Genomic DNA, 24,980 nt, shown 5'->3' on the forward strand with positions numbered 1-24,980 from the left:
GCCTGTCCGAGGCGTCCGCCGTGCCCTTGCGGCTGCTCGCCGCAGCAAGGCGGCGCGCTATTTTGGTATAATTACAAGATCGTAAGGACGGCCTTGCGCATCTGCTACAAACGGGGACGGCCCCATCTGACCATGGAGCTGTCTCATGTCCTGGATTCTTCTGCTGATTGCCGGTTTGCTCGAAGTCGCGTGGGCGGCCGGTCTCAAAACCTCCGATGGCTTCACCCGGCTCTGGCCCTCCGTGTTCACGGCCGTGACCGCGCTCGGTAGCTTTGTTCTGCTCGCCATGGCGATGCGCCAACTGCCGCTTGGCACGGCCTACGCCGTGTGGACGGGGATTGGCGCGGTCGGCGCGTTCATCTTCGGCATCGTCATGATGGGCGAGGCCCTGACGGTCGCGCGGGTGGCGAGCGCGGCGCTGATCGTGATCGGTTTGATCGGGTTGAAGCTGTCGTCGGGGCATTGAGCCCCGTTGGCGAGCCCGATTATCGTGTCCGCGTGCGCTCGCACTATCCACCATTAGAGTCCGCCATTTGTTCGCCGCTCTGCGTTCTGCGAATTAACGTGGCTATAATGGGATGGAATCCAACCTGAATTTGCCCGCGGCCCATTTGGCGCGGCCGGCTTGGCGCGGGTCTGACGACTTCGGTGCGGCGACTCCCTTCCCATTGCCCGTCGAAGCGCCTGGCACGCACAGCGCGCCTGGAGGCGGCCATGCTTGAATCACTTTCGCTCGCTGCGGGCCTCTCATGGGGCAGCGGTCTGCGCCTCTATCTGACAGTCCTGCTGGCCGGCGTGTTCGCACGTCTCGGCCTCATCCATCTACCCGATACGCTGTCCGCCCTGTCGTCGCCGTGGGTAATCGGTGTAGCCGGCGTGCTGACGGTCACTGAATTTCTCGCCGACAAAATCCCCGCGTTCGATTCCTTATGGGACGCGGTCCATACCTTTATCCGTATTCCGGCCGGCGCCGTGCTGGCGGCCGGCGCGCTCGGCCATGCCGATCCTGCGCTGCTGACGGTCGCGGCACTCGCGGGCGGCACGCTGGCGGGCACCGCGCATCTGGCGAAAGCGGGCACGCGCGCGCTGATCAATTTGTCGCCGGAACCGGTGTCGAATGTCGTGACGTCGACCGCTGAAGACGGTCTCGTGTTCGGCGGCATGCTGCTCGCGCTGTTTGTGCCGGTCCTGTTCCTGGTGTTGATGGTGGGCTTCCTGATGCTGGCCGCTTGGGCGTTGCCGCGCCTTTGGCGCGGCGTGCAGGGTGGTTTTCGCGGGATGGCGACACATATGGTGTCGCGGTTTGCCAGGAGCAGGCACGATTGAGCGATACGGTAAGGGGTGTGACGGCACGGGCGGCCACACGGCCAACGCGCCGGCTGGGTGGCGCGGATGTGCTGCGCCAGGCCATCCGCATGACGGCGCGCGACTGGCGCGCCGGCGAACTGACGATGCTGCTGTTGGCGCTGGTGCTGGCCGTCGCGGCGTTGTCGAGTGTCGGCTTTCTGGCTGACCGTTTGCATCAGGGGCTCGAGCGCGATGCGCGGCGCATGATCGCCGCTGATTTTATCGTTCGCGCCGATCATCCGGTCGATCCTCAGTTCGCGCAGCAAGCGCGAGCGCTCGGTCTGAATACCGCCAGCACGGCGATCTTTCCCAGCATGATCAACTCGACCGGCGCGCAGCCGGTCTCACGGCTGGCCGCCGTCAAGGCGGTGTCGCCGGGTTATCCGTTGCGCGGCGCGTTGCGGATCGCTGCGGCGCCGGGCGCGCCGGACCATCCCACGCAATCGATTCCGGCGCCGGGTACGGTATGGGTCGATCAGGCCCTGCTCGACGCGTTGAAGCTGCATGTCGGCGACGCCGTAAAGGTCGGGTCTCGCAGCTTCACGATCGGCGCGGTCATCACGCGCGAACTCGACCGTGGTTTCTCGTTCGTCAATTTTTCGCCGCGTTTGATGCTGCGTGCCGACGATGTCCAGTCGACCGGCCTCATCACCTACGGCAGCCGCGTGACCTATCGGTTGCTGGTCGCGGGCACGGATGCTGCGGTGGCGCGCTTCGCGCAATTCGCGCATGACAAGGTGGACGGCGGCAAGATGCGCGGCGTTGCGCTCGAATCGTTGCAGGACGGCCAGCCGCAAGTGCGCCAGACGCTCGATCGCGCGAGTCACTTCCTCACGCTGGTCTCGCTGCTCACCGCGTTGCTCGCGGCGGTGGCGATCGCGATGGCCGCGCATCGGTATATGCGCCGGCATCTGGATGGCTGCGCGGCGATGCGCTGTCTGGGTGTCAGCCAGGCCACGCTACGCGCGCTGTTCACACTTGAATTCGTCGGGTTGGGTTTGATCGGCGGCGCGCTCGGCGTGGCGCTCGGTTACCTGGGGCACATGGCTTTGCTGACGTGGCTCGGTAGTCTGATCGACGTCACGCTGCCGTACCCCACCGTATGGCCGGCGCTCGAAGGTATCGCGGCGGGTCTCGTGCTGCTGCTCGGCTTCGCTTTGCCGCCGTTGTTGCCGCTGACGCGCGTGCCGCCGGTGCGCGTGCTGCGTCGCGAATGGGGCGAAGCGGGGCGCACCGCCTGGGCCGCTTATGCGCTTGGCATCGTACTGTTCGCCGCACTCCTGATCGTCGCAGCCGGTGAGTTGAAGCTCGGCGGCATCGTCGCGGGCGGCTTCGCCGGCGGAATGCTGGTGTTCGCGTGCATCGCGCGGCTGGCGTTGTGGGGCGCTTCGCGTGTCGTGCGCAGCGAGCGCGTGAACGCGGGAATCGGCTGGCGCTACGCGTTGGCGTCGCTGGAGCGGCGCAGCGGCGCGAGTGCATTGCAGATCACCGCGCTTGGCATCGGCCTGATGTGCCTGTTGCTGATCGCGATGACGCGCAACGACCTGGTGGCCGGCTGGCGCAAATCGACGCCGCCCGATGCGCCGAACGAATTCATCATCGACATCCAGCCCGACCAGCGCGACGCCGTCACGCACTACCTGAGCACGCACGGCGTGCCCGGCACGGTGCTCGCGCCGATGGTGCGCGGCCGGCTGATCGCCATCAACGGCAAGCCGGTCAATCCGGATTCGTTCAAGGGCGACGATGCCAGGCGGCTCGTCGACCGCGAATTCAATCTGTCGTACACGACTGAGTTGCCCGACGACAACCGCCTTTCTGCCGGCACATGGTACGGCGACACGAAGACACCGCAGATTTCGATCGAGCAGGGGCTCGCGAAGCTGATCAACGTGAAGCCCGGCGACACGCTGCGCTTCGACGTGACGGGCTTGCAAATCGATGCGCCGGTGACGAGTGTGCGCAAGCTCGACTGGGGCTCGTTCAAGGTCAACTTTTTCGTGCTGATGCCGCCGGCCGCCTTGCAGGATTTCCCGGCGACGTTCATCACGAGTTTCCATTTGCCGCCGGAACAACAGTCGACCATCGACGGGTTGATCGCCGCCTATCCGAACCTCACGGCGATCGACACCGGTCCGATTCTGGCGCAGGTGCAGCGCGTATTGCAGCAGGTGATCGGCGCGGTGCAGTTCCTGTTCGCGTTCACGCTTGCGGCCGGCGTGCTGGTGCTCTACGCGGCGCTTGCCGGCACCCGCGATGAGCGTATGCGAGAATCCGCGCTGTTGCGCGCGCTAGGGGCCTCGCATCGCCAGGTGCGCGCGGTGCAGATCGCCGAGTTTGTGGCGGTCGGCGCGCTGGCCGGGTTGATGGCGGCGCTCGGTGCGCAGGTGATCGGCTGGCAACTGGCGACGCGCGTGTTCGAGTTTTATCTGGCGTTCGATCCGTGGCTGCTGCCCGCGGGTATCGCAGCCGGAATCGTCTGCGCGGGTGTGGGCGGCTGGCTTAGCTTGCGGCATGTGCTGGCGCGGCCGGCGTTGCAGTCACTGCGGGATGCGTGATTTTTCTTTCTTGTTTTTGTGATTGGGTATGAGCGATCTTAACGACGAAGTCTCCGCCGCACAGCCGACGGCCTTCGAACTGGTGGGTGGTGAGGCGCGCGTGCGCGAGCTGGTCGACCGGTTTTATGACTTGATGGATCTCGAAGCGGATTTCGCCGGGATCCGGGCTTTGCATCCGGAATCGCTCGACGGCTCTCGCGATAAGTTTTTCTGGTTCTTGTGCGGATGGATGGGTGGGCCCGACCATTACATCAGCCGGTTCGGCCATCCGAGGTTGAGGGCGAGGCATATGCCGTTTCCGATCGCTTCCAGCGAGCGGGACCAGTGGCTTCGGTGCATGGCATGGGCCATGGAAGACGTCGGGCTTTCGGAAGCGTTGAGGGAGCGGCTGCTGGCGTCGTTCTTCGAGACTGCGGATTGGATGCGCAATCGCAATGGTTGAGGGGGCCGTGGGGCCTGAGCGCTCAGCGGCACACGCAGTCCTCGACTGCTGGTTCGGCGCTCCTGATGCACCCACCTTCGGCCGTGCGCGCAAGCTCTGGTTCTCCCGCGACAAGGCCTTTGATGCGATGCTGCTGGAACGCTTCGGGACACTCATCGACACAGCGCGCGAAGGGTCCCTCGACCGCTGGACGGACACACCGCTCAGCGCGTTAGCGCTGGTCATCGTGCTGGATCAGTTTTCTCGCAATTGCTATCGCGGTACACCGCGCGCTTTCGCTGCCGATCATCAAGCGCTGCGCATCGCGCAACAGATGATCGCAAGCGGCGCTGATCTTTTATTGCCGACCGCGCATCACCGCGCGTTCGCGTATCTGCCGTTCGAACACGATGAAACGCTCGCCAGCCAGCACGAGTCGCTGCGCCTGTTCAAACAGTTGAAGGCCGAGCCGGACGGTGCGTCCTACTACGGCTCCGCGGTCAGGCACGCCAGAATCATCGAGCGTTTCGGGCGTTTTCCCCATCGCAACGCGCTGCTCGGGCGTCAGTCGACGGCTGAAGAGACGGCCTTCCTGACAAAACCCCGCTCGTCGTTCTAGGCGCAAGGAAAACGCGCCAACACCGGCCAGGTGCCGTCCGTACGCGACGTGCTACTCGCCGCGCGCGGGCGTCGCCGGCGTCCGCACGAACACCCGCAACAGTTCGTCGGTGTCACCTGGGCGCGCGCCTGACCAGAACAGCCGCCAATCGCCCGCTGGCGTGCGTGCGTTGTCGCGGCGGCTCTGTTCGATAAGCCACGTGCACCCGGTCGTCGCGGTGTTCGCGACCGGTTGATGCTCGATACCGGTGTAGTAGTACAGCATCGGCGCTTCGGATTCGCCGAGCCCTGTGCTGGCCATGCAATCGCCGTCGTTCCATTCGATATTCATGCTGGCGCCGAGATTTTCGAACACGGAGCGGTAACTCTTTGCATAGTCGAGCCACGGCAGCAGCAGCGTGCTCACCAGTCCCCACGCGAGAATCGCGCCCGCACACCAGCTCAGCGCGCCGCGCCATTTGCCGGTGTGCTTGAAGACCGGCAGCAGCCACAGCCAGCCGAGCGTCATCAACAGCGCGGCCGAGATCAGCGCAGGCTTGACCGGCATCACCCAGTCGAGCGGCAACCAGCGGCCGAGCCAGTGCAGCGACGCATGCGTGTTGGCCGGACCGCTCATGATCGACCAGATGATCCACGCGAGTACGGCCGTGCCGCCGAACAGCACGCGGCTCGCGATGTCCCAGCTCGCGTGCAGACGCCGCGGCAGCTTGTCGATGCCTTGCATCGCCACCAAGGCGAGCGGGGCGATGAACGGCAGGATGTACAGTTCGCGCACCGTTGCCGAGCTTTGCAATACGGCGAAACCGGTGCCCGCGAAAATCACCGGCAGCGCCACGCGCGGATCGCGCCAGCGGCGCCACCCGCCGCCGGCGAGCGCGGCCAATGCAAGCGGCACCACCGGAAAGCCGACGCTCAGCACGGTGCGCAGCACGAACCAACGGCTTTCGTTTTCAGAGCCGAGTTCCGCCACCGAAAAGCCGAAGAAGCGGCCGATGTTGTTGTCCCACAGCCAGACCTTGAAGAGCGCTTCGGAGCGCAGATAGAAGCAGATCGGCCAGATCAGCGCGAAGGGCGCGCAGACCAGCGCGGCGATGCCGAGCGCCCCTGCAAAGCTGCGGGTGCGGCAAGGGGGATACAGCACCAGCACCGCGACGGTGGTGGCGCCGAACACGAGCGGCACGAACAGGCCCTTGGCCAGCAATGACACGCCCACACCCGCGCCGAACATTGCCGCGCCGCTCAGAATCGCGTGGCGCCGGCGGCGTGCGTCGACCGGCAGCAGGCGCGCTTCGTCGCGCAGATGCACGAGTACGAGTTCGAACAGTCCGCAGAAACCGATCGCGGCGCCGGCCATCAGTGCGACGTCGGTCATCATGTCGTGCACGTGCTTAATGATGACGAGTGTGCTCGCGAACAACGCAAGCGTGCCGATCACGCGGACGTCCAGCCAGCTCGACGCGGCTACCGCACGGCGGGCGACGCGTGCCGTGTAGTAGACGGTCAGTCCGGCAAAGAGCGCGCTCGCGAGGCGTGCAGCGTCATGTAAAGGCAGATAGCGGCCGAACATCCAGGCGAGGCCGGCGGCGACCCAGTCGTAGATCGGCGGTTTTTCGACGAAGGGCTGGCCCGCGTTGGTCGGCACGACCAGATCGCCGGTGTCGAGCATGTGCTGGATGATGCCGAACGTGTAGGTCTCGTCCTGTTTCCACGGCTCGTGGCCCAAGGTGCCAGGCAACAGCCACGCGCACAGGATCGCCAGCGCGACCAGCCACATCAACGGACGGGCAGCCGTGAGCGCGCGCAAGCGCTGGGCGCCACGCGAAACGGGAGCCGGAGCAGTGGGCTCCGTGGGACCGGCAGGGGCGGTGGGCCTTGCGGGCTCGGCGGCTTCGGCTTCGGCAATGTGGCCGGCTGGCCAGGCCGCGCCGGATTCGGCAACGTGTGCCGAGCCGGTGTGTGTGTCCGGCGCACCGTCGGCGGAGACGGCCGGCGCTGGCGTCGCAACCGCGACGTTCCCCGTGCGCCAAGGCGCGGATGGGTTTTCGTACATGAGAATCTCGGATCACCGTACGCGGCGACGTGGGCCGCGGACTTATGCTCTGGCTATGCGCCGCATGCGGGTGCATGCGGACGCTGCGATTGTAGTCCGAGTTTATTACGGCCGATTACAGAAAATGCGGGGAATGTCGCAGTTGGTCGGCCGGATCGTGCTGATTCCTCGTCAAATTGACGGGAATTCGAAGTCCGGAAAGGAGAAGGCGGCCGCCTGAAACGGCCGGACGCAGGAACAGAAGAGCGGGAGTCAGCGTCCGCCGGTGACGTCGAGGAGCGCACCCGTCACGTACGAGGCGGCGTCGCTCAACAACCAGACGACCGACTCGGCGACTTCGTCGGCGCTGCCGGGGCGGCCCAGCGGCGTTGTCGCGCCGAGTTGGGCGGCGCGCTCGGGCTTGCCGCCGCTGGCGTGGATGTCGGTATCGATCAGGCCCGGACGCACCGCATTCACGCGCACGCCTTGCGGGCCGAGTTCCTTGGCGAGGCCGATCGTCATGGTGTCGACGGCGCCTTTCGAGCTGGCATAGTCGACGTATTCGTTCGGCGAACCCAACCGCGCAGCCGCCGACGAGATATTCACGATCACGCCACCCGCGCCGCCACGCGTGGTCGACATCCGGCGCGCGGCTTCGCGCGCGCACAGAAACGCACCGAGCACGTTGACGTCGAACATGCGCTTCAGACGCGCGAGGTCCATATCCGCAAGCTGGCTCGACGGCGCGACGATCCCGGCATTGTTGACGAGCGCATCGAGCCGGCCGAATTTCTGCTGAAGCGTGTCGAACATCGCGATCACGTCGGCTTCGCTGGCGACGTCGCCGGCAATCGGCAGTGCATGGCCGCCGGCACGTTCCACTTCAGCCACGGTTTCCTGTGCTGCGGCGAGGTTTTGCGCGTAATTCACGCCGACCGACCAGCCGCGTGCGCCCAGCAGACGCGCGGTCGCGCGGCCAATCCCGCGGCTGCCACCGGTGATCAGAACGGTTTTCGTCATTGCAATCTCATCGTTCGGGTGAATTGCCCGCAGGGAGCGTGCGGCGGGTGTTCAGAAGGCCGAAGAAGCGTAACAAACGGGGATCAAGCGGAGATCAATCGAAGATCAAACGGCGTCGCGTTTGATGGCCCATTTGTCATTGGCAGGCGGCTGATAGCGTTGCAGCTTGTCGATCAGCTCAACGGGATCGGCATCCACTTGCAGGATGTCGAAATAAGTCTGCCGCATGAAGCCTTCCTCGACCGTATGCTTGAGCAGCGCGATCAGCGGATCGTAGAAGCCGTCGATATTCAGCAGTGCCACCGGCTTCTGGTGATAGCCGAGTTGCGCCCACGTGTAGACCTCGAACAGCTCTTCGAGCGTGCCCGCGCCGCCCGGCATCGCGACGAACGCGTCGGACAGGTCGGCCATCATCTTCTTGCGATGATGCATGTCGGGTACCACATGCAGCTCGGTCAGGCCGTTATGGCCGACTTCCTTGTTGACCAGCAGTTCGGGAATCACGCCGATTGCGCGGCCGCCTTCGGCCATCACCGTATCGGCGATCACGCCCATCAGGCCCACCTTGCCGCCGCCATAGACCAGCGCGAGATCGGCCTGCACCAGCGCGCGGCCGAAAGCGCGCGCGGCTTCGGCGTACAACGGTTTGGCTCCGTCGGAGGAGCCGCAATACACACACACCGACTTCATACTCAAACGTCCTTCGGTTCGTTGCGGGGCGCGGCGCCTTCTTTCGGCGGCAGGTAGTCGTAGAACTCGCGCTTGGGCAGCTTGCCGGAGACGAGGTCGTCGAAAATCTGCCGCGAGCGGCCGCGCAGATAAGGCGCCATCAGCGACACGATCTGCACGCTTACCTGATGCAGTTCAGCGCGAATCGTTTCCTGCTCGTTGTATTTGCGCGGGTTCATCACGAACTGATACGACAGCCAGTACGTGCCGATCACGCCGACATTGGTGGCGATCACGTGCAACTCTTCGGGCGTCGCAACCATTTCGCCGTCCGCCACCAATTGCTCGCAGAACTGGCTCGCAAAGCGCACCTTGTGGCTGATTATCTGCTTGAAGTGTGTTTCCAGCGTGCGATTGCGCGCCAGCAGATCGTTCAGATCACGATACAGGAAGCGATAGCGCCAGGTGAAATCGACCATGTACTGCAGGTACGACCACATTTCGTCGATGGTCGCGCGGTGGTCGTCGGGGAAACGCAGACGCTTTTCGATCTCCTGCTCGAACTGGCTGAAGATGCTGTTGATGATGTCGTCTTTGTTGCGGAAGTGGTAGTACAGGTTGCCTGGACTGATTTCCATTTCCTCGGCGATCGTCGTCGTGGTGACGTTCGGCTCGCCGATCTCGTTGAACAGCTTCAACGACAGTTCGAGGATCCGTTCGCGGGTGCGGCGGGGAGGTTTGGCTTCCATGTCGTCCGGCCCTGGTTACGCCGGGCTGGACGCATGGCGGCGTGCCGCTACTGCGTGATCCACCCGGACGCGGTTGGTATATTGAGCGCCCCACGGTTTCCCGTGAGACTATCGGCCGATTATAAACCGACCGTTCTTATACCAAGCGGATACTCAGGGTTTTCATTCTTTGGGACGCAGGAAAAGGGCGCCAGGCGGTGCTGCAGGGTGGATTCCATCGCTACGCTCATAGCCATGCTTTGACCCAATGCACGACGAGCGGCCCCACGATCAGCCCCCACGTCATCAGACACATGCCGAGCGCGACCATCACCGCCGCGCTGCCGAGGTCCTTGGCACGACGCGACAACTCATGGCGTTCAAGCGAAATCCGGTCGATGGCCGCCTCGACGCTCGAATTCAGCAACTCGACGATCAGCACCAGCAGTACCGAGCCGAGCAGCAGTACGCGCGACACGGGATCGACAGGCACCAGCACGCCGCATGGAATCAGGATCGCGGCGAGGGTGAGTTCCTGGCGAAACGCGCTTTCTTCGCGGATCGCGACGCGAAAACCGGCAAGCGAATTTTTCATCGCGTGCCACGCGCGGGTCAGGCCGCGATTGCCCTTGTACGGGTTGAAGGGAAGCGGTGCGAACGGGTCGTCGGGGCTGAGCGGTTCGTTGTGGGTTTCGCTCTCGGGGTTGCCGAGGCTCGCGCCGTTCACGCCGTGAAAACCATTCGCGTGATCGACATGATTCGGCGTGCCGTGCTCGCTCACGTCGTCGAACGGCTCGCGGTTGGTGGCGTCGGTGTCGGTGTTGGCATCGACGGCGTGCAACGCGCTGTTCGACGCGCGTGCCGCGGTGGAATGTCGAGTTCGCATAGACGGCTCGGCGCGTCGCATCATGCGGCGGCGCTTTCCTCGCTGTACGAGGTGCGTGGCAGTGGCTTCAGATGCGCCGCGAACTGCTCGGACGCCGCTGCCCACGAGAAGCGTTCGGCCCACGCGCGTGCATGGCTGCGATCGATCTTGAGCGCTTCGAGGCAAGCCTCGCGCAAGTCTTCGTGCATCGCGCCCGCGCCACCGTCGCCGAGCACGTCGATCGGACCGGTCACCGGATACGCCGCGACCGGCGTGCCGCAGGCCAGCGCTTCGAGCAGCACGAGCCCAAAGGTATCGGTGCGGCTCGGGAACACGAATACATCGGCGGCCGCGTAGACCTTGGCCAGTTCAGCTTGCGTCAGGACGCCCAGGTAATTCGCTTGCGGATAGCGCGACTTCAGTTCGGCCAGCGCCGGGCCTTCGCCGGCAACCCACTTCGAGCCGGGCAGATCGAGCTTCAGAAACGCCTCGACGTTCTTTTCGACCGCCACACGTCCCACGTACAGAAAGATCGGCCGCGCGGTGTTGAGAACCTTCGAGTCCATCTGGTGAAAGATGTCGAGGTCGACGCCACGGGTCCACAGCACCACGTTGGTGAAGCCGAATTTTTCGAGGTCGGTCTTGACCACGGGCGTGGGCGCCATCACCGCCAGCGACGGCTTGTGGAACCAGTGCAGGAATTTGTAGGTGGCCGCGATCGGAATGCCGAAACGCGCCTGCACGTATTCGGGAAAGCGCGTGTGATAAGCGGTCGTGAACGGCAGCTTGTGGCGGATCGCATAGGAGCGTGCGGCCATGCCGAGCGGGCCTTCGGTGGCGATGTGCAGCGCGTCGGGCGCGAATTCGTCAATTCGCCGATGCAGCTTGCGGCGCGGCAGCAGCGACAGGCGAATCTCAGGGTAGGTTGGGCACGGAATCGTCTTGAATTCGAGCGGCGTCAGCAGATCGACGTGGTGGCCGAGTACGGTGAGCTCGCGCGTGGTGTTTTTCAGCGTGCGCACGACGCCATTGATCTGCGGTTCCCATGCGTCGGTGACGATCATGATCTTCATCGGTTTCGGCCCAATAGAAGTGGAGAGGGACTACGCGGTCGCCCGGGCCTTTTGCACGCCGACTTCCGGTGCGCGCATCACGGTCCAGTAGATCACTTTGAGTTCGCCTTCATACGTCTCGACGAGTGCGGAAAGACTCTCCACCCAATCGCCGTCGTTGCAATACAGCACCCCGTCGATGTCGCGAATTTCTGCTTTGTGAATGTGTCCGCAGACCACGCCGTCGCAACCGCGGCGGCGTGCTTCGTCGGTCATCACGCGCTCGAACGACGAGATGAAATTCACCGCGTTCTTCACCTGATGCTTCAGGTATTGCGACAGCGACCAGTAGGGGAAGCCGAGGCGGCTGCGGATCCGGTTGAACCAGCGGTTCAGGATCAGGATCATCGTGTAGAGCGTGTCGCCGAGATAGGCGAGCCACTTGGCGTGCTGGATCACACCGTCGAACAGATCGCCGTGCACGATCCACAGGCGCTTGCCGGCGAGCGTCGTGTGGAACGCTTCACCGCGCACATGGATGTCGCCGAACGCAAGGTCGCAGAACTGACGCGCGGCTTCGTCGTGATTGCCCGGCACGTAGATGACCTGGGTGCCTTTGCGCGCTTTGCGCAGCACCTTCTGCACGACGTCGTTGTGCGCCTGCGGCCAGTACCAGCCTTTTTTCAACTGCCAGCCGTCGATGATGTCGCCCACGAGGTACAGGTATTCCGACTCGTTGTGCCTCAGGAAGTCGAGCAGATACGGCGCCTGACAGCCGCTCGAGCCGAGGTGGATGTCGGACAGCCAGATGGTGCGATAGCGGTGCGGTTCGGCGTGCTCGTCGTCGTGATGTCCGGCGTGCGCGTCGAGTGGCAGTGACGGCACAGGCAGCGGCAAGCCGTGACTGGGGTTGGGTTCCGGGCGGAACGCGACAGGGTCGACGCTCGGGCCGGTCTGGCGGAACAGGGAAGTCGCGGACGTTTTGGGGTCCATGGCTCACGCGTCGAGTTGCGGTGCCCGTATTGCGCCAGCCGCGCGTGACCCTGCCGTGACAGTCACGAGAAGTTCTTATTACTGTGTCGGGATAGGGAGGCAGCGGGACGGCAGCGGCGGCGCGCGGAGAAGGGCCGTGGCGAGCGGCAACCGCGGTGAGGCAGGTACGAAACGCGGGCGCGGCGGGATGAATGACCGGGTGGCCGGTTTGCTCAGGTTGCGACGCTAATGACGCGCGTGCCGGCGAGGCGGTCGTGCAGGAATTGACGCTGCGGGTCGAAACGGCCCGTGGCGGCCCACAGCACGAACCAGATCGCGGCGATCAGCAGCGTCTGCGGCACGGTGAGGCCGAGCAGCGGATGCAGCGCGAGCGGCGGTAAAAACCACAGCCACGCCAGCACGTAACGAACGATCGCGCGGCCCGTGGACAGCGGCGCGCCGTCAGCCGCGACGACGCGCAGGCGCCACGTTTTCATCGGCAGCGTCTGGCCGCTGTGGGTCCAGAACCAGACGAAATACAGACCGACCACGAGGCCGATCCACGCGGCGAGCAGGTTGTGATGGGTGAGGCCGTTGCGCTGCTGCGTCAACGTGCTGAACAGATAACCCGCAATGAACACCACGCCGAACAGGATCACGGCTTCGTAGAGCAGCGCGGCAAGCCGCCGGCGCACGGTGGGCGCGGTGCCGGCTGAATCGGCGGGCAGTGTCGAGGTGGCGAGCGGCTGGGACACAGTCGGGCCCGGATCAGGAGCCGTTGAAGATCGACGGCGCCTCGGCCGGCGAAACCGGCAGCGGCGTGGCGGGCACGAAGCTGCCCGTAGCGGGAATTGCCGGTGTGGTGGCCGGGCTCGGCAATGAAGCGGCAGCCGCGGCGCTCACCGCTGCGGTACCGCTCGCGCCGTGCTCCCGGGCATTGACCAGACGATCGAGCCCCTTGATCTCGGTCTTGCCGGATGGCGGCGCACTCACGACGCTCGGCCGCCTCTTGCGCTCGCTCGCGGCGAGCCGCTCCTTCTGTTCTTCCGGCAATTGCTGATACGCCTTCCACGCATTCTGGCGGGTCTCACGCGGCAATTCCTTCGACACCTGGTAGTTTTCGCGTGCAACGCGCCGCTGATCGGGTGTCATGCGCACCCATTCAGTCATTCGATCATGCAGGCGTTTTTGCGCATCGGGCGATAACTTCGGGTAACGCGCCGCGATTTTGATCCATTTGCGCTTGCGTTCGTCGCTGAAGGAATCCCATTCGCCGGCGAATGGTGCAAGCGCAACGTGCTCGGCCGAGGTCAGGCGCGACCATGCCATCGGGCTATTGCTGTCGGACAGGCCCGGCAGATCGACGGCGAGGGTAGGTGCGGGCGCCTTGGCGGTCGCGTTGCCGCCAGCGGCAGGCGCATTGGCGGTCGACGGGCTCGGATAAAAGCGCGGATACGTCGCGGCAAACGACACGAGCGCCGCGATCGTGCATCCGAAAACAACGGCCAAGCCGCGCTTGTAACTCACCCGAAGAATCTCCCGCTCAGTGGGCGCGTGATAGGTACGCGTTGAAACCGTGGTCGAGATAGGCATTGAGCGGCAGGTCGTCGCTTAGCATGGCTGCATCGATATCGGCGAGTTCGGCGGTGCGTTGCTGGTCTTCCCAGTAGGCGATGGCCACGAGGCTAACGACCAGTGCGACAAGCGGCCAGGCGAGCGCAAAGCGACGCAGCGGCGAGCGGCGGCGCTGCGGCATGTCGACTTGCGGCATACCGGCCGGCATGCCGGCGCCGGCGAAGGCGGGCACGAACACCGGCGCGCTCACGGTTTCGGGCTTCTTGCGAGCAAGCGCGGCGCGGCGCGCCACGGCGAGCCGGTCGACCGTGGCGGACGGAATGCTGGCGGCGTTTTCGTCGAGCGCGCGGCGCACCTGGCGGGCGAACTCGAGTTCTTTGGTTTCTAGGGAGCTCATAGCGTGATTCCTTTAGCCTTGAGCGCTTGCGCCAGCGTGTGGGTGGCCCGCGAGCAGTGCGTTTTCACGCTGCCCTCGGAGCAGCCCATCGCGGCGGCAGTCTCGGCGACATCCATATCTTCCCAATAACGCATGAGAAACGCCTCCCGTTGACGTGCCGGTAACTTTTGGATCTCGTCGTCGATTAACTGTAAGACTTGTTCGCGTTCGAGTTTCTGTTCGTTGCTTTCTGAGCCCGCTGAACCTTGTTGCGCCTCGAATGTTTCGAGTGGGTCGAATTCGTCGTCGTCGGCGTTGCCGAGCGACGAGAATAGACTAACCCAAGTATTGCGCACTTTGGCACGACGAAAATAGTCGTGCATCGCATTCTGAAGAATACGCTGAAACAGCAGCGGAAGTTCGGCGGGAGGACGGTCGCCATATTTTTCGGCGAGCTTGATCATCGCGTCCTGCACGATATCGAGCGAGGCGTCGTCGTCCCGCACGGCGTAGACCGTCTGCTTGAATGCGCGCCTTTCGACGCCCGCCAAAAAATCGGCGAGTTCCTTGTCTGATGCCATCCGTTGGGGGTCGGCGCAGCGTGCGTGCGCGTAATCGGTCGAAAAATGTCGTAAAACTCGCGGATGCTAACAAACTTTCGCGTCGCTGGGGCGAAACCCGCCCTAACTTGCATCTATATAACAAGGTTTCGGTCACTTTTAGCCAGTGGCGAGATTCAGGGGCAGGGCGCCAGGGCAATATTTGCTTGACCGCGTGGACATCTGCAGATATCGTCGCTGGTTCGCAACATAAGTGACTTGTCTCAATTGAGGTGTGGCCCAAGAAGCTCACCTGTCAACTGGACGCGCCGCTTGAACCCGAGCCACAAGCCCGGCAGAGAGCACCCGATCAATTTTTTGCCGAAAATTCGAAAGGTGAATAAATGAATATGCCCAGCGCGGAATTCTCCACGTCGGATACGACCCCCCATCCCGAAGCTGACTCTATCGGCGCCACCGTGCTCATGAAGGCACTGGCCGACGAAGACGTCGAGTTTATCTGGGGCTATCCCGGCGGCTCGGTACTCTACATTTACGACGAGCTGTACAAGCAGGACAAATTCCAGCACGTCCTCGTGCGCCACGAACAAGCCGCAGTCCACGCCGCTGACGCCTATGCGCGTTCCACCGGCAAAGTGGGTGTGTGCCTCGTGACCTCCGGCCCCGGCGTCACCAATGCGGTGACCGGCATCGCGACGGCCTACATGGATTCGATCCCGATGGTGATCATCAGCGGCCAGGTGCCGACTGCTGCGATCGGTCAGGATGCGTTCCAGGAGTGCGATACGGTCGGCATCACGCGTCCTTGCGTGAAGCACAACTTCCTCGTGAAGGACGTGCGCGACCTCGCCGCTACCGTCAAGAAAGCTTTCTATATCGCCCGTACCGGCCGTCCAGGCCCGGTGCTGATCGACATTCCGAAAGACGTGTCGAAGACGCCGTGCCAGTACGAACCGCTCAAGACCGTTTCGCTGCGCTCGTACAACCCGGTCACGAAAGGGCACTCCGGCCAGATTCGCAAGGCGGTTGCCCTGCTGTTGTCGGCCAAGCGTCCGTACATCTACACCGGCGGCGGCATCATCCTCGCGGATGCATCGCGTGAGCTGAACCAGTTCGCCGATCTGCTCGGTTATCCCGTCACCAATACGTTGATGGGTCTGGGCGGCTACCGTGCGAGCGACAAGAAATTCCTCGGCATGCTCGGCATGCACGGCACGTACGAAGCCAACATGGCGATGCAGCACTGCGACGTGCTGATCGCGATCGGCGCGCGCTTCGACGACCGTGTGATCGGCGACCCGGCGCACTTCGCGTCGCGTCCGCGCAAGATCATCCATATCGACATCGATCCTTCTTCCATCTCCAAGCGCGTCAAGGTCGATATTCCGATCGTCGGCGACGTGAAGGAAGTGCTGAAGGAGCTGATCGAGCAGTTGCAAACGGCCGAGCATGGCCCCGACACCGAGGCGCTCGCCGACTGGTGGAAGGACATCGAAGCCTGGCGCGCCAAAGACTGCCTGAAGTTCGACCGCAAGAGCGACATCATCAAGCCGCAGTACGTGGTGGAAAAGGCGTGGGAACTGACCGACGGTAATGCCTTCGTGTGTTCCGACGTCGGCCAGCACCAGATGTGGGCAGCGCAGTTCTATCGCTTCAACAAGCCGCGCCGCTGGATCAACTCCGGTGGCCTCGGCACGATGGGCTTCGGCCTGCCGGCGGCGATGGGCGTGAAGATGGCGCACCCGGACGACGACGTGCTCTGTATCACGGGCGAAGGTTCGATCCAGATGTGTATTCAGGAACTCTCGACCTGCAAGCAGTATGAGACGCCCATCAAGATCATTTCGCTGAACAACCGCTATCTGGGCATGGTGCGCCAGTGGCAGCAGATCGAATACAGCAAGCGCTATTCGCATTCATACATGGATGCGCTGCCTGATTTCGTGAAGCTCGCCGAAGCGTATGGTCACGTCGGCATGCGTATCGAACGCACGGCCGATGTGGAGCCGGCGCTGAAGGAAGCGCTGCGCCTGAAAGATCGCACGGTGTTTCTCGATTTCCAGACCGATCCGACCGAAAACGTCTGGCCGATGGTCCAGGCCGGCAAGGGCATCACTGAGATGCTCATGGGTTCGGAAGATCTATAACGACGGCATCTGCGTTGGCTTCGTCATGCGCGCCTCCACAAAGGGCGAAAGCGGACGAAGCGGCGCGAAGCCGCTCGCATACATCGACAAAACATCTGGAAGAAGCGAAACATGAGACACATTATTTCTGTCCTGCTGGAAAACGAACCGGGCGCGCTGTCACGCGTGGTGGGTCTTTTCTCGGCACGCGGCTACAACATTGAAACCTTGACGGTGGCTCCGACCGAAGACCGTTCGCTGTCGCGCATGACCATCGTCTCCATTGGCTCGGACGACGTGATCGAACAGATCACGAAGCATCTGAACCGCCTGATCGAGGTGGTGAAAGTGGTCGACCTTACCGAGGGCGCCCACATCGAGCGCGAGCTGATGTTGATCAAGGTGAGGGCGGTCGGCAAGGAACGTGAGGAGATGAAACGGATGTCGGATATTTTCCGCGGCCGGATCATCGACGTCACCGAAAAGACCTACACGATCGAACTGACGGGCGCGAGCGACAAGCTCGATGCCTTCATCGAAGGGATCGACGCGACTGCGATTCTCGAAACCGTCCGTACGGGCAGTTCGGGCATCGGCCGCGGCGAGCGCATTCTGAAGGTTTGACGCGCGCGCTGAGTAGCGGTTGGAAGTTGCGTTATCCACCGTCTCGATCGAAGCCGGGCAGTCTGTTTAAGAACCCGGCCAAGCAACACACCATTCGCAGTATTTGTATTTCACTGATTTCACCGAATTTAGCCAAGGAACCGACATGAAAGTTTTCTACGACAAGGACGCCGACCTCTCCCTCATCAAGGGCAAGCAAGTCACCATCATCGGCTATGGCTCGCAAGGCCATGCTCACGCGCTGAACCTGAAGGAAAGCGGCGTGAACATCACGGTCGGTCTGCGCAAGGGCGGCGCATCGTGGAGCAAGGCTGAAAACGCTGGCCTGCAAGTCAAGGAAGTGGCGGAAGCCGTCAAGGGCGCGGACGTCGTTATGATGTTGCTGCCGGACGAGCAGATCGCTGAAGTCTACGCAAAAGAAGTGCACGCCAACATCAAGCAAGGCGCGGCGCTGGCCTTCGCGCACGGCTTCAACGTGCACTACGGTCAAGTGATCCCGCGTGCGGATCTGGACGTCATCATGATCGCGCCGAAGGCCCCGGGCCACACGGTTCGCGGTACGTACTCGCAAGGTGGCGGCGTGCCCCACCTGATCGCCGTTGCGCAAGACAAGTCGGGCGCAGCACGTGACATCGCCCTGTCGTACGCGGCAGCGAACGGCGGCGGCCGTGCTGGTATCATCGAAACGAACTTCCGCGAAGAAACGGAAACCGACCTGTTCGGCGAACAAGCCGTGCTGTGCGGCGGTACGGTCGACCTGATCAAGGCCGGCTTCGAAACGCTGGTGGAAGCGGGCTACGCGCCGGAAATGGCGTACTTCGAGTGCCTGCACGAACTGAAGCTGATCGTCGACCTGATCTACGAAGGCGGCATCGCGAACATGAACTACTCGATCTCGAACAACGCCGAATACGGCGAGTACGTGACGGGTCCGCGTATCGTGACGGCTGAAACGAAGAAGGCGATGAAGGCAGTGCTGACCGACATTCAAACCGGCGAGTACGCAAAGAGCTTCATCATCGAAAACAAGGCCGGCGCACCGACGCTGCAATCGCGCCGCCGTCTGACGGCTGAGCACCAGATCGAAACGGTCGGTGCCAAGCTGCGTTCGATGATGCCGTGGATCGCTGCGAACAAGCTGGTCGACCAGTCGAAGAACTAAGAGGCCCGCTTTACAGCCTCTGACCGGCGCGGCGCATCGTCGCGGCAGCCGGTAATGCAAAAAGCCGTCCAAGGGTGCTGAACCCTGGGCGGCTTTTGCTATCCTACGGTTTTACAAAAATACTGAAGCCATCCATGAATTACCCTCATCCGATCATCGCGCGAGAAGGCTGGCCGTTCATCGCCATCGCAGCCGTCGTAGCATTACTGGTTCAATTCTTCGCGGGGTTCGGCTTGGCATGGCTGTTCTGGCTGATTCTGGCCTTCGTGGTGCAGTTCTTCCGCGATCCGGCCCGCCCGATTCCGACTCAGGCCAACGCTGTGCTGTGCCCGGCAGACGGCCGTATCGTTGCAGTCGAAACAGCGCATGACCCGTATGCCAACCGTGAAGCGCTGAAGATCAGCGTGTTCATGAACGTCTTCAACGTCCACTCGCAACGCTCGCCGGTGGATGGTGCGATCTCCAAGGTCGAATATTTTCCGGGCGCGTATCTGAATGCCGCCGTGGATAAGGCTTCGCTCGAAAATGAGCGCAATGCGGTAGTGATCGAAATGGCCGGCGGCCAGACGGTGACCTCGGTGCAGATCGCCGGTCTGATTGCGCGGCGTATTCTCTGCTACGTTCGTTCGGGTGAGCCGCTTACGCGTGGCCAGCGTTATGGATTTATCCGGTTTGGTTCGCGTGTCGACGTTTATCTGCCGGTTGGCAGCCGACCGCGTGTGTCGATTGGCGAGAAGGTTTCCGCGTCGTCCACGATCCTCGCTGAACTATAAAGCGGCATCAAGGAGGTTTTCCGAATGGCCGCATTCAAACCGCGTCGACCCCGCAACAGCGGACAGCTCCCGCGTCCGTTCCGCCGTAACAAGCCGATCGTGGCGGAGTCGCCGGCAGTCGATAGCCGGCGCGCTCAGCGTCAGCAGTTTCTGAGGAAGCGTGGCATTTACCTGCTGCCGAACGCGTTTACTACCGCCGCACTCTTTTGCGGCTTCTTCGCCGTGGTGCAGGCGATGAACGTGCGCTTCGAAATCGCGGCGATCGCGATCTTCGTGGCGATGGTGCTGGACGGTATGGACGGCCGGGTCGCTCGCATGACGCATACGCAAAGCGCGTTCGGCGAACAGTTCGACAGCCTGTCGGACATGGTGTCGTTCGGCGTGGCGCCGGCGCTCGTGATGTACGAGTGGATCCTGAAAGATCTCGGCCGCTGGGGCTGGCTCGCAGCGTTCGTCTACTGTTCGGGGGCGGCGTTGCGTCTTGCGCGTTTCAACACGAACATCGGTGTGGTCGACAAGCGCTTCTTCCAGGGCATGCCCAGTCCGGCGGCTGCGGCGTTGATCGCCGGTTTCGTGTGGCTCGCCACCGATAACCGTGTGCCGCTCAAGCTGGTGTGGCTGCCGTGGGTCGCTTTCGTGCTGACCATCTACGCCGGTGTGACGATGGTGTCGAACGCGCCGTTTTATAGCGGCAAGGCGCTCGACGTGCGGCACCGCGTGCCGTTCGGCGTGATTCTGCTGGTCGTGGTGGCGTTCGTGCTGGTGTCGTCCGATCCGCCGCTCATGCTGTTCGGCCTGTTCGTACTGTACGGTCTGTCGGGCTATGTGTTCTGGGGCTACCAGACGCTGCGGGGCAGGGCGAATCCGGCTCGATCGGTGGCGCGGGACAGATAATTGCGCACCGCTTTTGCATGGAAATGACACAAAGAAACGGCAGCTTTCGGGCTGCCGTTTTTCGTTTGCGGAGCCCGTCCGGCGGTGCGCGGCAGGCAGGTCTGACGCCAATTGCACGTTGACGGGAATGCCGCTATAGTCGTTTGATAAATGCGTTCACGTTCCCATTTGAGCCGCGAGGCGAGCCTCAATAAGCCGGTGCGCAGCCAGGCGTGCTAGTGCTGGCGCGTCACCGCGCTGATCGCTGACCGTTTCCGCCCTCCGCGTCCGCCTCGTCTGTGGTTTATAGCGTCGCCAGCGGTGGCGCAAACGCCCGAATTCAAATATCCGATCCCCACAATTGAACGACTCCTCAGGAGACCCGACATGGCCGACAAACTGATCATATTCGACACCACGTTGCGTGACGGCGAGCAATCGCCCGGCGCGTCGATGACGAAGGAAGAAAAAATCCGTATCGCGAAGCAACTCGAACGGATGAAAGTGGACGTGATCGAAGCAGGCTTTGCGGCCAGCTCGAATGGCGACTTCGATTCGATCCACACTATCGCGGGCCTGATCAAGGACAGCACAGTCTGCTCGCTGGCCCGTGCAAACGACAAAGACATTCAACGCGCTGCTGACGCACTCAAGCCGGCCGATCATTTCCGCATCCACACGTTCATCGCAACGTCGCCGCTGCATATGGAAAAGAAGCTGCGCATGACGCCGGATCAGGTGTTCGAACAGGCAAAGCTGGCGGTGCGTTTCGCCCGCAAGTTCACGGACGACGTGGAGTTCTCGCCGGAAGACGGCAGCCGTTCGGACATGGATTTCCTGTGCCGTGTGCTGGAAGCGGTCATCGCCGAAGGTGCGACCACGATCAACATCGCGGATACGGTCGGCTATGGCGTGCCGGAGTTGTACGGCCAGCTCGTGAAGACGCTGCGTGAGCGTATTCCGAACTCGCATAAGGCGGTGTTCTCGGTGCATTGCCATAACGACCTCGGCATGGCGGTGGCGAACTCGCTGGCCGGTGTGAAGATTGGCGGCGCGCGTCAGGTCGAGTGCACGATCAACGGTCTCGGTGAGCGCGCGGGCAATACGTCGCTCGAAGAAATCGTGATGGCAGTGAAGACCCGCAAGGATTACTTCGGCCTCGATATCGGTCTCGATACGACGCAGATCGTGCCCGCGTCGAAACTGGTGTCGCAGATCACCGGTTTCGTCGTGCAGCCGAACAAGGCGGTGGTTGGCGCGAACGCATTTGCGCACGCGTCCGGCATTCACCAGGACGGCGTGCTGAAAGCGCGCGACACGTACGAAATCATGCGTGCCGAAGATGTGGGCTGGAGCGCGAACAAGATCGTGCTCGGCAAGTTGTCGGGCCGCAATGCGTTCAAGCAGCGTCTGCAGGAGTTGGGAATCGCGCTCGATAGCGAAGGCGAGTTGAATACCGCGTTCGCACGCTTCAAGGAACTGGCGGACCGCAAGTCGGAAATCTTCGACGAAGACATTATCGCGATCGTCACTGAGGAATCGGCTGAGGCGCAGGAGAAGGAGCACTACAAGTTCCTGTCGCTGTCGCAGCATTCGGAAACCGGCGAGCAGCCGCACGCGAAGATCGTGTTCGCGGTCGAGGGCAAGGAAGTGACCGGGGAAGCACGCGGCAACGGTCCCGTGGATGCCACGCTCAATGCGATCGAAACGGAAGTGGGCAGCGGTTCGGAATTGCTGCTGTATTCGGTGAACGCCATTACAACCGGTACGCAGGCGCAGGGCGAAGTGACCGTGCGGCTGTCGAAGGGCGGGCGCATCGTCAACGGCGTGGGCACCGATCCGGATATCGTCGCGGCTTCCGCGAAGGCGTATATCTCGGCGCTGAACAAGCTGCATTCGAACTTCGATAAGTTGAATCCGCAACGTTCGGAGTGACGCAGAGGCGGGGCGCGAGATAAAACTCGCCGCCGTTGCGCAATAAATAGAAAAAGCCGCCTGAAGAGGCGGTTTTTTCAATCCATGCGCAATGGGTTCGAGCGGGTGCTCAGAACAGGCTGCGGCGATCCGGATCGTGCAGCGGATCAGGTGTTTTTTGCGTGAGCCGCACAATGCCCTGATCGTCGAAATAAAAGCTGTACATCATGTACCAGACGTTGTCTTCCATATACCGATACGTCCAGACCTCGCGCTTCATCAACGGGAAGTACGACGTTTCGACGGGGCGGCCGAAGTTCACCAGCACGTCGCTCTTCGTCCACTTGCCGATTTCCGCCCGGTAGAACTCCATGGGCTGAAGCACCTGGCGCACGGTGACGATCTTGCCGGATGCGTCGATGTCGGCGGCGGTGGTGGTTTCGCCCATCGGCTGGGTAGGCCACATCAGCCGCTTGCCGCCGTTGGGCAGGTCGTAGCTTTCACGCGGCGCGCCGAGGCGGGCGATGATGGTCGATTCGTCCGCGCCCTGGCTGTATTGCTGCCAAGGCTGTACGCAGCCGGCGAGCGTCACCGTGAGCGCGAGCGCGCTCAGGCAGACGAGCGCGGCGCGGCGCAGGCGTGCTGCGGGCGGCGCTTCGATCGAGGCCGCCGGGGATGGGTGGCGGTTGAACATGAATTCCTCCGATGGCATTTGAGTAGCGGTTTTTATCATCGAGACGCATTATTTTGACACGGGCGGCAGCAAAAGATTTGGCGCTTCGTACAAGGCGTCGCTGGAATCACAGTAACGGATTTGCCGGCTTGCTTATTCCGTCTGGAACGCCCTATGATCCGCGCTTCGACGAATCAAGCGGGGCAATGATGATGGCGAAGTGGCAACGGGTGACAGCAGCGGCAGTCGTGGCGCTGGCGGCGATTTCGATGGCCGCTGCGGCTTACGCCGCGGGAGAAACGGCGTCTGGTCCGGCAAGCAAGCCGATAGGTCAGCCCACGGGCACGCCGATCCAGCTGGCGCTGATCGAAGGCATGTCCGGCCCATTCGCGAACGCGGGCGCGGCGGTGGAGCGCAATCTGCGCTTCGGTGTCGAACAGGTGAATGCGCAAGGCGGCGTGAAGCTCGCCGACGGCGCGCATCCGCTCGAGCTGGTCGTGCTCGACAGCAAGGGCAGCGCCGAGGAGGCGTTGGTGCAACTGCGCGCCGCCGCGGACCGGCACATCGGTTACATCATGCAAGGCAACAGCTCGGCGGTGGCGGCCGCGCTGATCGGCGCGATCGATAAGCAAAACAGCCGCGAGCCGGGCAATCGCGAACTGTTCCTCAATTATTCCGCCGACGATCCCGCGCTGACCAACGCTAATTGCAGTTTCTGGCACTTCCGCTTCGACGCGCACGCGGGCATGCGGATGGATGCGCTGGTTGATGTGATCCAGCGCGACAAAGCGGTGAAGAAAGTTTATCTGCTGAACCAGGACTATAGCTTCGGCCACGACGTCAGCAGTCTCGCGCGTTCGACGCTGGCGACAAAGCGCCCGGATATTGCCATCGTCGGCGACGAATTTCATCCGATCGGCCGGGTGAAGGACTTCGCGCCGTACATCGCCAAGATCCGCGCGAGCGGCGCGGACGCGGTTATCACCGGCAACTGGGGTAACGATTTGACGCTTTTGGTCAAGGCTGCGCGAGAGCAGGGCCTGGACACCAAGTTTTACACCTTCTACGGTAACAGCCTCGGCGCGCCTGCTGCTTTAGGCGATGCCGGCGTCAAACACGTGATCGCGGTAGCCGACTGGCACCCGAACGCCGGCGGCGCGGCCTCCGACGCCTGGTATGCGGCGTTTCGAGCCCGGTTCCCGGCCGCGCAGGACGATTACCCGGTGTTGCGCATGCCGTTGATGATCGAAACCCTGGCCGCGGCGATGAGCCGCGCCGGCAGTGCCGACCCGACGGCCGTCGCCCGGGCGTTGGAGGGTATCAAGTTCGACAACGGTTTCCACGCTTCGTGGATGCGGGCCGACGACCACCAGCTGATCCAGCCCCTTTACGTAATGGAGATGGACAAGGCCGGCACGCCGGGCGTCAAGTTCGATAACGAAGGTTCAGGCTACGGTTTTCGCACGGTGCTGGCTTTGCCGCCCGAGCGCACTGTGCCGCCAACCGTGTGCAAGATGAAACGGCCGTAAAGCGGACCCTGAGCAAACACAAGCCACCCACGATCCCCCGGCACAGCGGGGTTCGCGGCCGGATCGGGCTGTGCTACAATACGCGTCCCGTTGTTAGGCGTGTTGCATGTTTTTAATGCTTGCAGCGCGATTGAATGCGAAAGCACACACGGGTAACCCACGGCACGGCCTTTCTTCCGTGACCGCCTGTCTAGTTCTTAAGGAAATCGACATGTCCGCAGTTGAAACAAGCAAGAAGTCCGAAGTCGTTGCGCAATTCGCACGCGCAGCTAACGACACCGGCTCCCCCGAAGTTCAGGTCGCGCTGCTCACGACCCGTATCAACGAACTGACCGTTCACTTCAAGGCACACACGAAAGATCACCACAGCCGCCGCGGTCTGCTGCGCATGGTGAGCCGCCGTCGTAAGCTGCTCGACTACCTGAAGGGTAAGGACGCGGATCGTTACCGCGCACTGATCGAGAAGCTGGGTCTGCGTAAGTAATCGGCCAGTCGTTCAGCAAGATGCCTGTGTCA

The 24,980-nt window shown here is 62.7% G+C and carries 25 protein-coding genes; 13 read left to right on the plus strand and 12 right to left on the minus strand.

The genetic code is table 11. The features are described from left to right. The first annotated feature begins 145 nt into the window (after positions 1-145). The 5 genes from sugE (at position 146) to GNZ12_RS21025 (ending at position 4,945) form a co-directional block, all read left to right on the plus strand. The gene (gene sugE / locus GNZ12_RS21005) at positions 146-466 is read left to right on the plus strand and encodes a quaternary ammonium compound efflux SMR transporter SugE (RefSeq protein ID WP_172313267.1); all 321 of its coding nucleotides are present in this window, start codon (positions 146-148) and stop codon (positions 464-466) included. 248 nt (positions 467-714) lie between these two features. Continuing rightward, the gene (locus tag GNZ12_RS21010) at positions 715-1,326 is read left to right on the plus strand and encodes a DUF4126 domain-containing protein (RefSeq protein WP_172313269.1); all 612 of its coding nucleotides are present in this window, start codon (positions 715-717) and stop codon (positions 1,324-1,326) included. Next, a complete protein-coding gene (locus tag GNZ12_RS21015; protein ID WP_407947719.1) occupies positions 1,323-3,905 on the plus strand; it encodes an ABC transporter permease in 2,583 nt (860 codons plus the stop codon). The genes GNZ12_RS21010 and GNZ12_RS21015 overlap by 4 nt, the downstream gene beginning before the upstream one ends. 28 nt (positions 3,906-3,933) lie before the next feature. Beyond that, complete coding sequence (locus GNZ12_RS21020; RefSeq protein ID WP_172313272.1) at positions 3,934-4,347, plus strand: group II truncated hemoglobin; 414 nt, start codon at positions 3,934-3,936, stop codon at positions 4,345-4,347. Beyond that, positions 4,340-4,945 carry a DUF924 family protein gene (locus GNZ12_RS21025; RefSeq protein ID WP_172313275.1) on the plus strand — a complete coding sequence of 202 codons (606 nt, stop codon included), beginning with the start codon at positions 4,340-4,342 and terminating at the stop codon, positions 4,943-4,945. The genes GNZ12_RS21020 and GNZ12_RS21025 overlap by 8 nt, the downstream gene beginning before the upstream one ends. A gap of 51 nt (positions 4,946-4,996) precedes the next feature. On the opposite strand, the gene GNZ12_RS21030 is transcribed toward GNZ12_RS21025, so the two are convergent. From GNZ12_RS21030 to GNZ12_RS21080, 11 genes are all read right to left on the minus strand, one after another. Continuing rightward, complete coding sequence (locus GNZ12_RS21030) at positions 4,997-6,994, minus strand: ArnT family glycosyltransferase (protein WP_172313278.1); 1,998 nt, start codon at positions 6,992-6,994, stop codon at positions 4,997-4,999. A 252-nt stretch (positions 6,995-7,246) separates the two neighbouring features. After that, the gene (locus tag GNZ12_RS21035; protein ID WP_172313281.1) at positions 7,247-7,993 is read right to left on the minus strand and encodes an SDR family oxidoreductase; all 747 of its coding nucleotides are present in this window, start codon (positions 7,991-7,993) and stop codon (positions 7,247-7,249) included. Positions 7,994-8,098: 105 nt separating this feature from the next. Next, the gene (locus tag GNZ12_RS21040; protein ID WP_172313284.1) at positions 8,099-8,683 is read right to left on the minus strand and encodes an LOG family protein; all 585 of its coding nucleotides are present in this window, start codon (positions 8,681-8,683) and stop codon (positions 8,099-8,101) included. A 2-nt stretch (positions 8,684-8,685) separates the two neighbouring features. Next, a complete protein-coding gene (locus tag GNZ12_RS21045; RefSeq protein WP_054034977.1) occupies positions 8,686-9,411 on the minus strand; it encodes a TetR/AcrR family transcriptional regulator in 726 nt (241 codons plus the stop codon). A gap of 226 nt (positions 9,412-9,637) precedes the next feature. Then, positions 9,638-10,276 (minus strand): diacylglycerol kinase, encoded by a 639-nt coding sequence (locus GNZ12_RS21050; protein WP_172313287.1) that lies wholly within the window; start codon positions 10,274-10,276, stop codon positions 9,638-9,640. Between the two features lie 20 nt (positions 10,277-10,296). Further along, positions 10,297-11,328: a glycosyltransferase family 4 protein gene (locus GNZ12_RS21055; protein ID WP_172313290.1), complete on the minus strand. Its 1,032-nt coding sequence runs from the start codon at positions 11,326-11,328 to the stop codon at positions 10,297-10,299. 30 nt (positions 11,329-11,358) lie between these two features. After that, positions 11,359-12,300 (minus strand): UDP-2,3-diacylglucosamine diphosphatase, encoded by a 942-nt coding sequence (locus GNZ12_RS21060; protein ID WP_074284929.1) that lies wholly within the window; start codon positions 12,298-12,300, stop codon positions 11,359-11,361. A 212-nt stretch (positions 12,301-12,512) separates the two neighbouring features. Beyond that, the gene (locus GNZ12_RS21065) at positions 12,513-13,034 is read right to left on the minus strand and encodes an RDD family protein (protein WP_172313293.1); all 522 of its coding nucleotides are present in this window, start codon (positions 13,032-13,034) and stop codon (positions 12,513-12,515) included. A gap of 13 nt (positions 13,035-13,047) precedes the next feature. Next, complete coding sequence (locus GNZ12_RS21070) at positions 13,048-13,806, minus strand: DUF3106 domain-containing protein (protein WP_172313295.1); 759 nt, start codon at positions 13,804-13,806, stop codon at positions 13,048-13,050. 16 nt (positions 13,807-13,822) lie between these two features. Then, a complete protein-coding gene (locus tag GNZ12_RS21075) occupies positions 13,823-14,251 on the minus strand; it encodes a DUF3619 family protein (RefSeq protein ID WP_172313298.1) in 429 nt (142 codons plus the stop codon). Then, positions 14,248-14,811 (minus strand): RNA polymerase sigma factor, encoded by a 564-nt coding sequence (locus tag GNZ12_RS21080; protein ID WP_063495282.1) that lies wholly within the window; start codon positions 14,809-14,811, stop codon positions 14,248-14,250. Before GNZ12_RS21080 ends, GNZ12_RS21075 begins: the two co-directional genes overlap by 4 nt. Before the next feature lie 362 nt (positions 14,812-15,173). Between GNZ12_RS21080 and GNZ12_RS21085 the strand changes: the two genes are divergently transcribed. The 6 genes from GNZ12_RS21085 to GNZ12_RS21110 all read left to right on the plus strand — a co-directional run bounded on the left by GNZ12_RS21085 (position 15,174) and on the right by GNZ12_RS21110 (position 22,283). Then, positions 15,174-16,937, plus strand: a complete 1,764-nt coding sequence (locus tag GNZ12_RS21085) for an acetolactate synthase 3 catalytic subunit (RefSeq protein WP_172313301.1) — start codon at positions 15,174-15,176, stop codon at positions 16,935-16,937. Positions 16,938-17,048: 111 nt separating this feature from the next. Beyond that, positions 17,049-17,540 (plus strand): acetolactate synthase small subunit, encoded by a 492-nt coding sequence (gene ilvN / locus GNZ12_RS21090; protein WP_011487482.1) that lies wholly within the window; start codon positions 17,049-17,051, stop codon positions 17,538-17,540. Positions 17,541-17,685: 145 nt separating this feature from the next. Further along, positions 17,686-18,702, plus strand: coding sequence for a ketol-acid reductoisomerase (gene ilvC / locus GNZ12_RS21095; protein WP_012432364.1), 1,017 nt, complete (start codon positions 17,686-17,688; stop codon positions 18,700-18,702). A gap of 134 nt (positions 18,703-18,836) precedes the next feature. Beyond that, positions 18,837-19,475: a phosphatidylserine decarboxylase gene (locus tag GNZ12_RS21100; protein WP_172313303.1), complete on the plus strand. Its 639-nt coding sequence runs from the start codon at positions 18,837-18,839 to the stop codon at positions 19,473-19,475. Between the two features lie 24 nt (positions 19,476-19,499). Beyond that, a complete protein-coding gene (gene pssA, locus GNZ12_RS21105; protein WP_172313306.1) occupies positions 19,500-20,369 on the plus strand; it encodes a CDP-diacylglycerol--serine O-phosphatidyltransferase in 870 nt (289 codons plus the stop codon). A 366-nt stretch (positions 20,370-20,735) separates the two neighbouring features. Then, a complete protein-coding gene (locus GNZ12_RS21110) occupies positions 20,736-22,283 on the plus strand; it encodes a 2-isopropylmalate synthase (protein WP_172313309.1) in 1,548 nt (515 codons plus the stop codon). A 109-nt stretch (positions 22,284-22,392) separates the two neighbouring features. On the opposite strand, the gene GNZ12_RS21115 is transcribed toward GNZ12_RS21110, so the two are convergent. Further along, positions 22,393-22,956, minus strand: coding sequence for a hypothetical protein (locus GNZ12_RS21115; protein WP_172313312.1), 564 nt, complete (start codon positions 22,954-22,956; stop codon positions 22,393-22,395). 188 nt (positions 22,957-23,144) lie between these two features. Here GNZ12_RS21115 and GNZ12_RS21120 point away from each other — a divergent pair, with 188 nt between their 5' ends. Together GNZ12_RS21120 and rpsO are read left to right on the plus strand one after the other, a co-directional pair. Further along, positions 23,145-24,464: a branched-chain amino acid ABC transporter substrate-binding protein gene (locus GNZ12_RS21120; RefSeq protein WP_172313383.1), complete on the plus strand. Its 1,320-nt coding sequence runs from the start codon at positions 23,145-23,147 to the stop codon at positions 24,462-24,464. Positions 24,465-24,675: 211 nt separating this feature from the next. After that, complete coding sequence (rpsO, locus tag GNZ12_RS21125; RefSeq protein WP_011487489.1) at positions 24,676-24,948, plus strand: 30S ribosomal protein S15; 273 nt, start codon at positions 24,676-24,678, stop codon at positions 24,946-24,948. Positions 24,949-24,980: the final 32 nt, after the last annotated feature.

It is taken from the genome of Paraburkholderia solitsugae (assembly GCF_013177695.1).
Taxonomy (GTDB): domain Bacteria; phylum Pseudomonadota; class Gammaproteobacteria; order Burkholderiales; family Burkholderiaceae; genus Paraburkholderia; species Paraburkholderia solitsugae.

Coding starts and splice junctions, on each gene's coding strand:
- GNZ12_RS21110 (WP_172313309.1), top strand. CDS start 20,736: ATGGCCGACAAACTGATCATATTCGACACCACGTTGCGTGACGGCGAG.
- GNZ12_RS21030 (WP_172313278.1), bottom strand. CDS start 6,994: ATGTACGAAAACCCATCCGCGCCTTGGCGCACGGGGAACGTCGCGGTT.
- GNZ12_RS21025 (WP_172313275.1), top strand. CDS start 4,340: ATGGTTGAGGGGGCCGTGGGGCCTGAGCGCTCAGCGGCACACGCAGTC.
- rpsO (WP_011487489.1), top strand. CDS start 24,676: ATGTCCGCAGTTGAAACAAGCAAGAAGTCCGAAGTCGTTGCGCAATTC.
- GNZ12_RS21060 (WP_074284929.1), bottom strand. CDS start 12,300: ATGGACCCCAAAACGTCCGCGACTTCCCTGTTCCGCCAGACCGGCCCG.
- ilvN (WP_011487482.1), top strand. CDS start 17,049: ATGAGACACATTATTTCTGTCCTGCTGGAAAACGAACCGGGCGCGCTG.
- GNZ12_RS21050 (WP_172313287.1), bottom strand. CDS start 10,276: ATGCGAACTCGACATTCCACCGCGGCACGCGCGTCGAACAGCGCGTTG.
- GNZ12_RS21055 (WP_172313290.1), bottom strand. CDS start 11,328: ATGAAGATCATGATCGTCACCGACGCATGGGAACCGCAGATCAATGGC.
- GNZ12_RS21100 (WP_172313303.1), top strand. CDS start 18,837: ATGAATTACCCTCATCCGATCATCGCGCGAGAAGGCTGGCCGTTCATC.
- pssA (WP_172313306.1), top strand. CDS start 19,500: ATGGCCGCATTCAAACCGCGTCGACCCCGCAACAGCGGACAGCTCCCG.
- GNZ12_RS21075 (WP_172313298.1), bottom strand. CDS start 14,251: ATGAGCTCCCTAGAAACCAAAGAACTCGAGTTCGCCCGCCAGGTGCGC.
- GNZ12_RS21120 (WP_172313383.1), top strand. CDS start 23,145: ATGATGGCGAAGTGGCAACGGGTGACAGCAGCGGCAGTCGTGGCGCTG.
- GNZ12_RS21045 (WP_054034977.1), bottom strand. CDS start 9,411: ATGGAAGCCAAACCTCCCCGCCGCACCCGCGAACGGATCCTCGAACTG.
- GNZ12_RS21040 (WP_172313284.1), bottom strand. CDS start 8,683: ATGAAGTCGGTGTGTGTGTATTGCGGCTCCTCCGACGGAGCCAAACCG.
- GNZ12_RS21010 (WP_172313269.1), top strand. CDS start 715: ATGCTTGAATCACTTTCGCTCGCTGCGGGCCTCTCATGGGGCAGCGGT.
- sugE (WP_172313267.1), top strand. CDS start 146: ATGTCCTGGATTCTTCTGCTGATTGCCGGTTTGCTCGAAGTCGCGTGG.
- GNZ12_RS21115 (WP_172313312.1), bottom strand. CDS start 22,956: ATGTTCAACCGCCACCCATCCCCGGCGGCCTCGATCGAAGCGCCGCCC.
- GNZ12_RS21020 (WP_172313272.1), top strand. CDS start 3,934: ATGAGCGATCTTAACGACGAAGTCTCCGCCGCACAGCCGACGGCCTTC.
- GNZ12_RS21035 (WP_172313281.1), bottom strand. CDS start 7,993: ATGACGAAAACCGTTCTGATCACCGGTGGCAGCCGCGGGATTGGCCGC.
- GNZ12_RS21085 (WP_172313301.1), top strand. CDS start 15,174: ATGAATATGCCCAGCGCGGAATTCTCCACGTCGGATACGACCCCCCAT.
- ilvC (WP_012432364.1), top strand. CDS start 17,686: ATGAAAGTTTTCTACGACAAGGACGCCGACCTCTCCCTCATCAAGGGC.
- GNZ12_RS21080 (WP_063495282.1), bottom strand. CDS start 14,811: ATGGCATCAGACAAGGAACTCGCCGATTTTTTGGCGGGCGTCGAAAGG.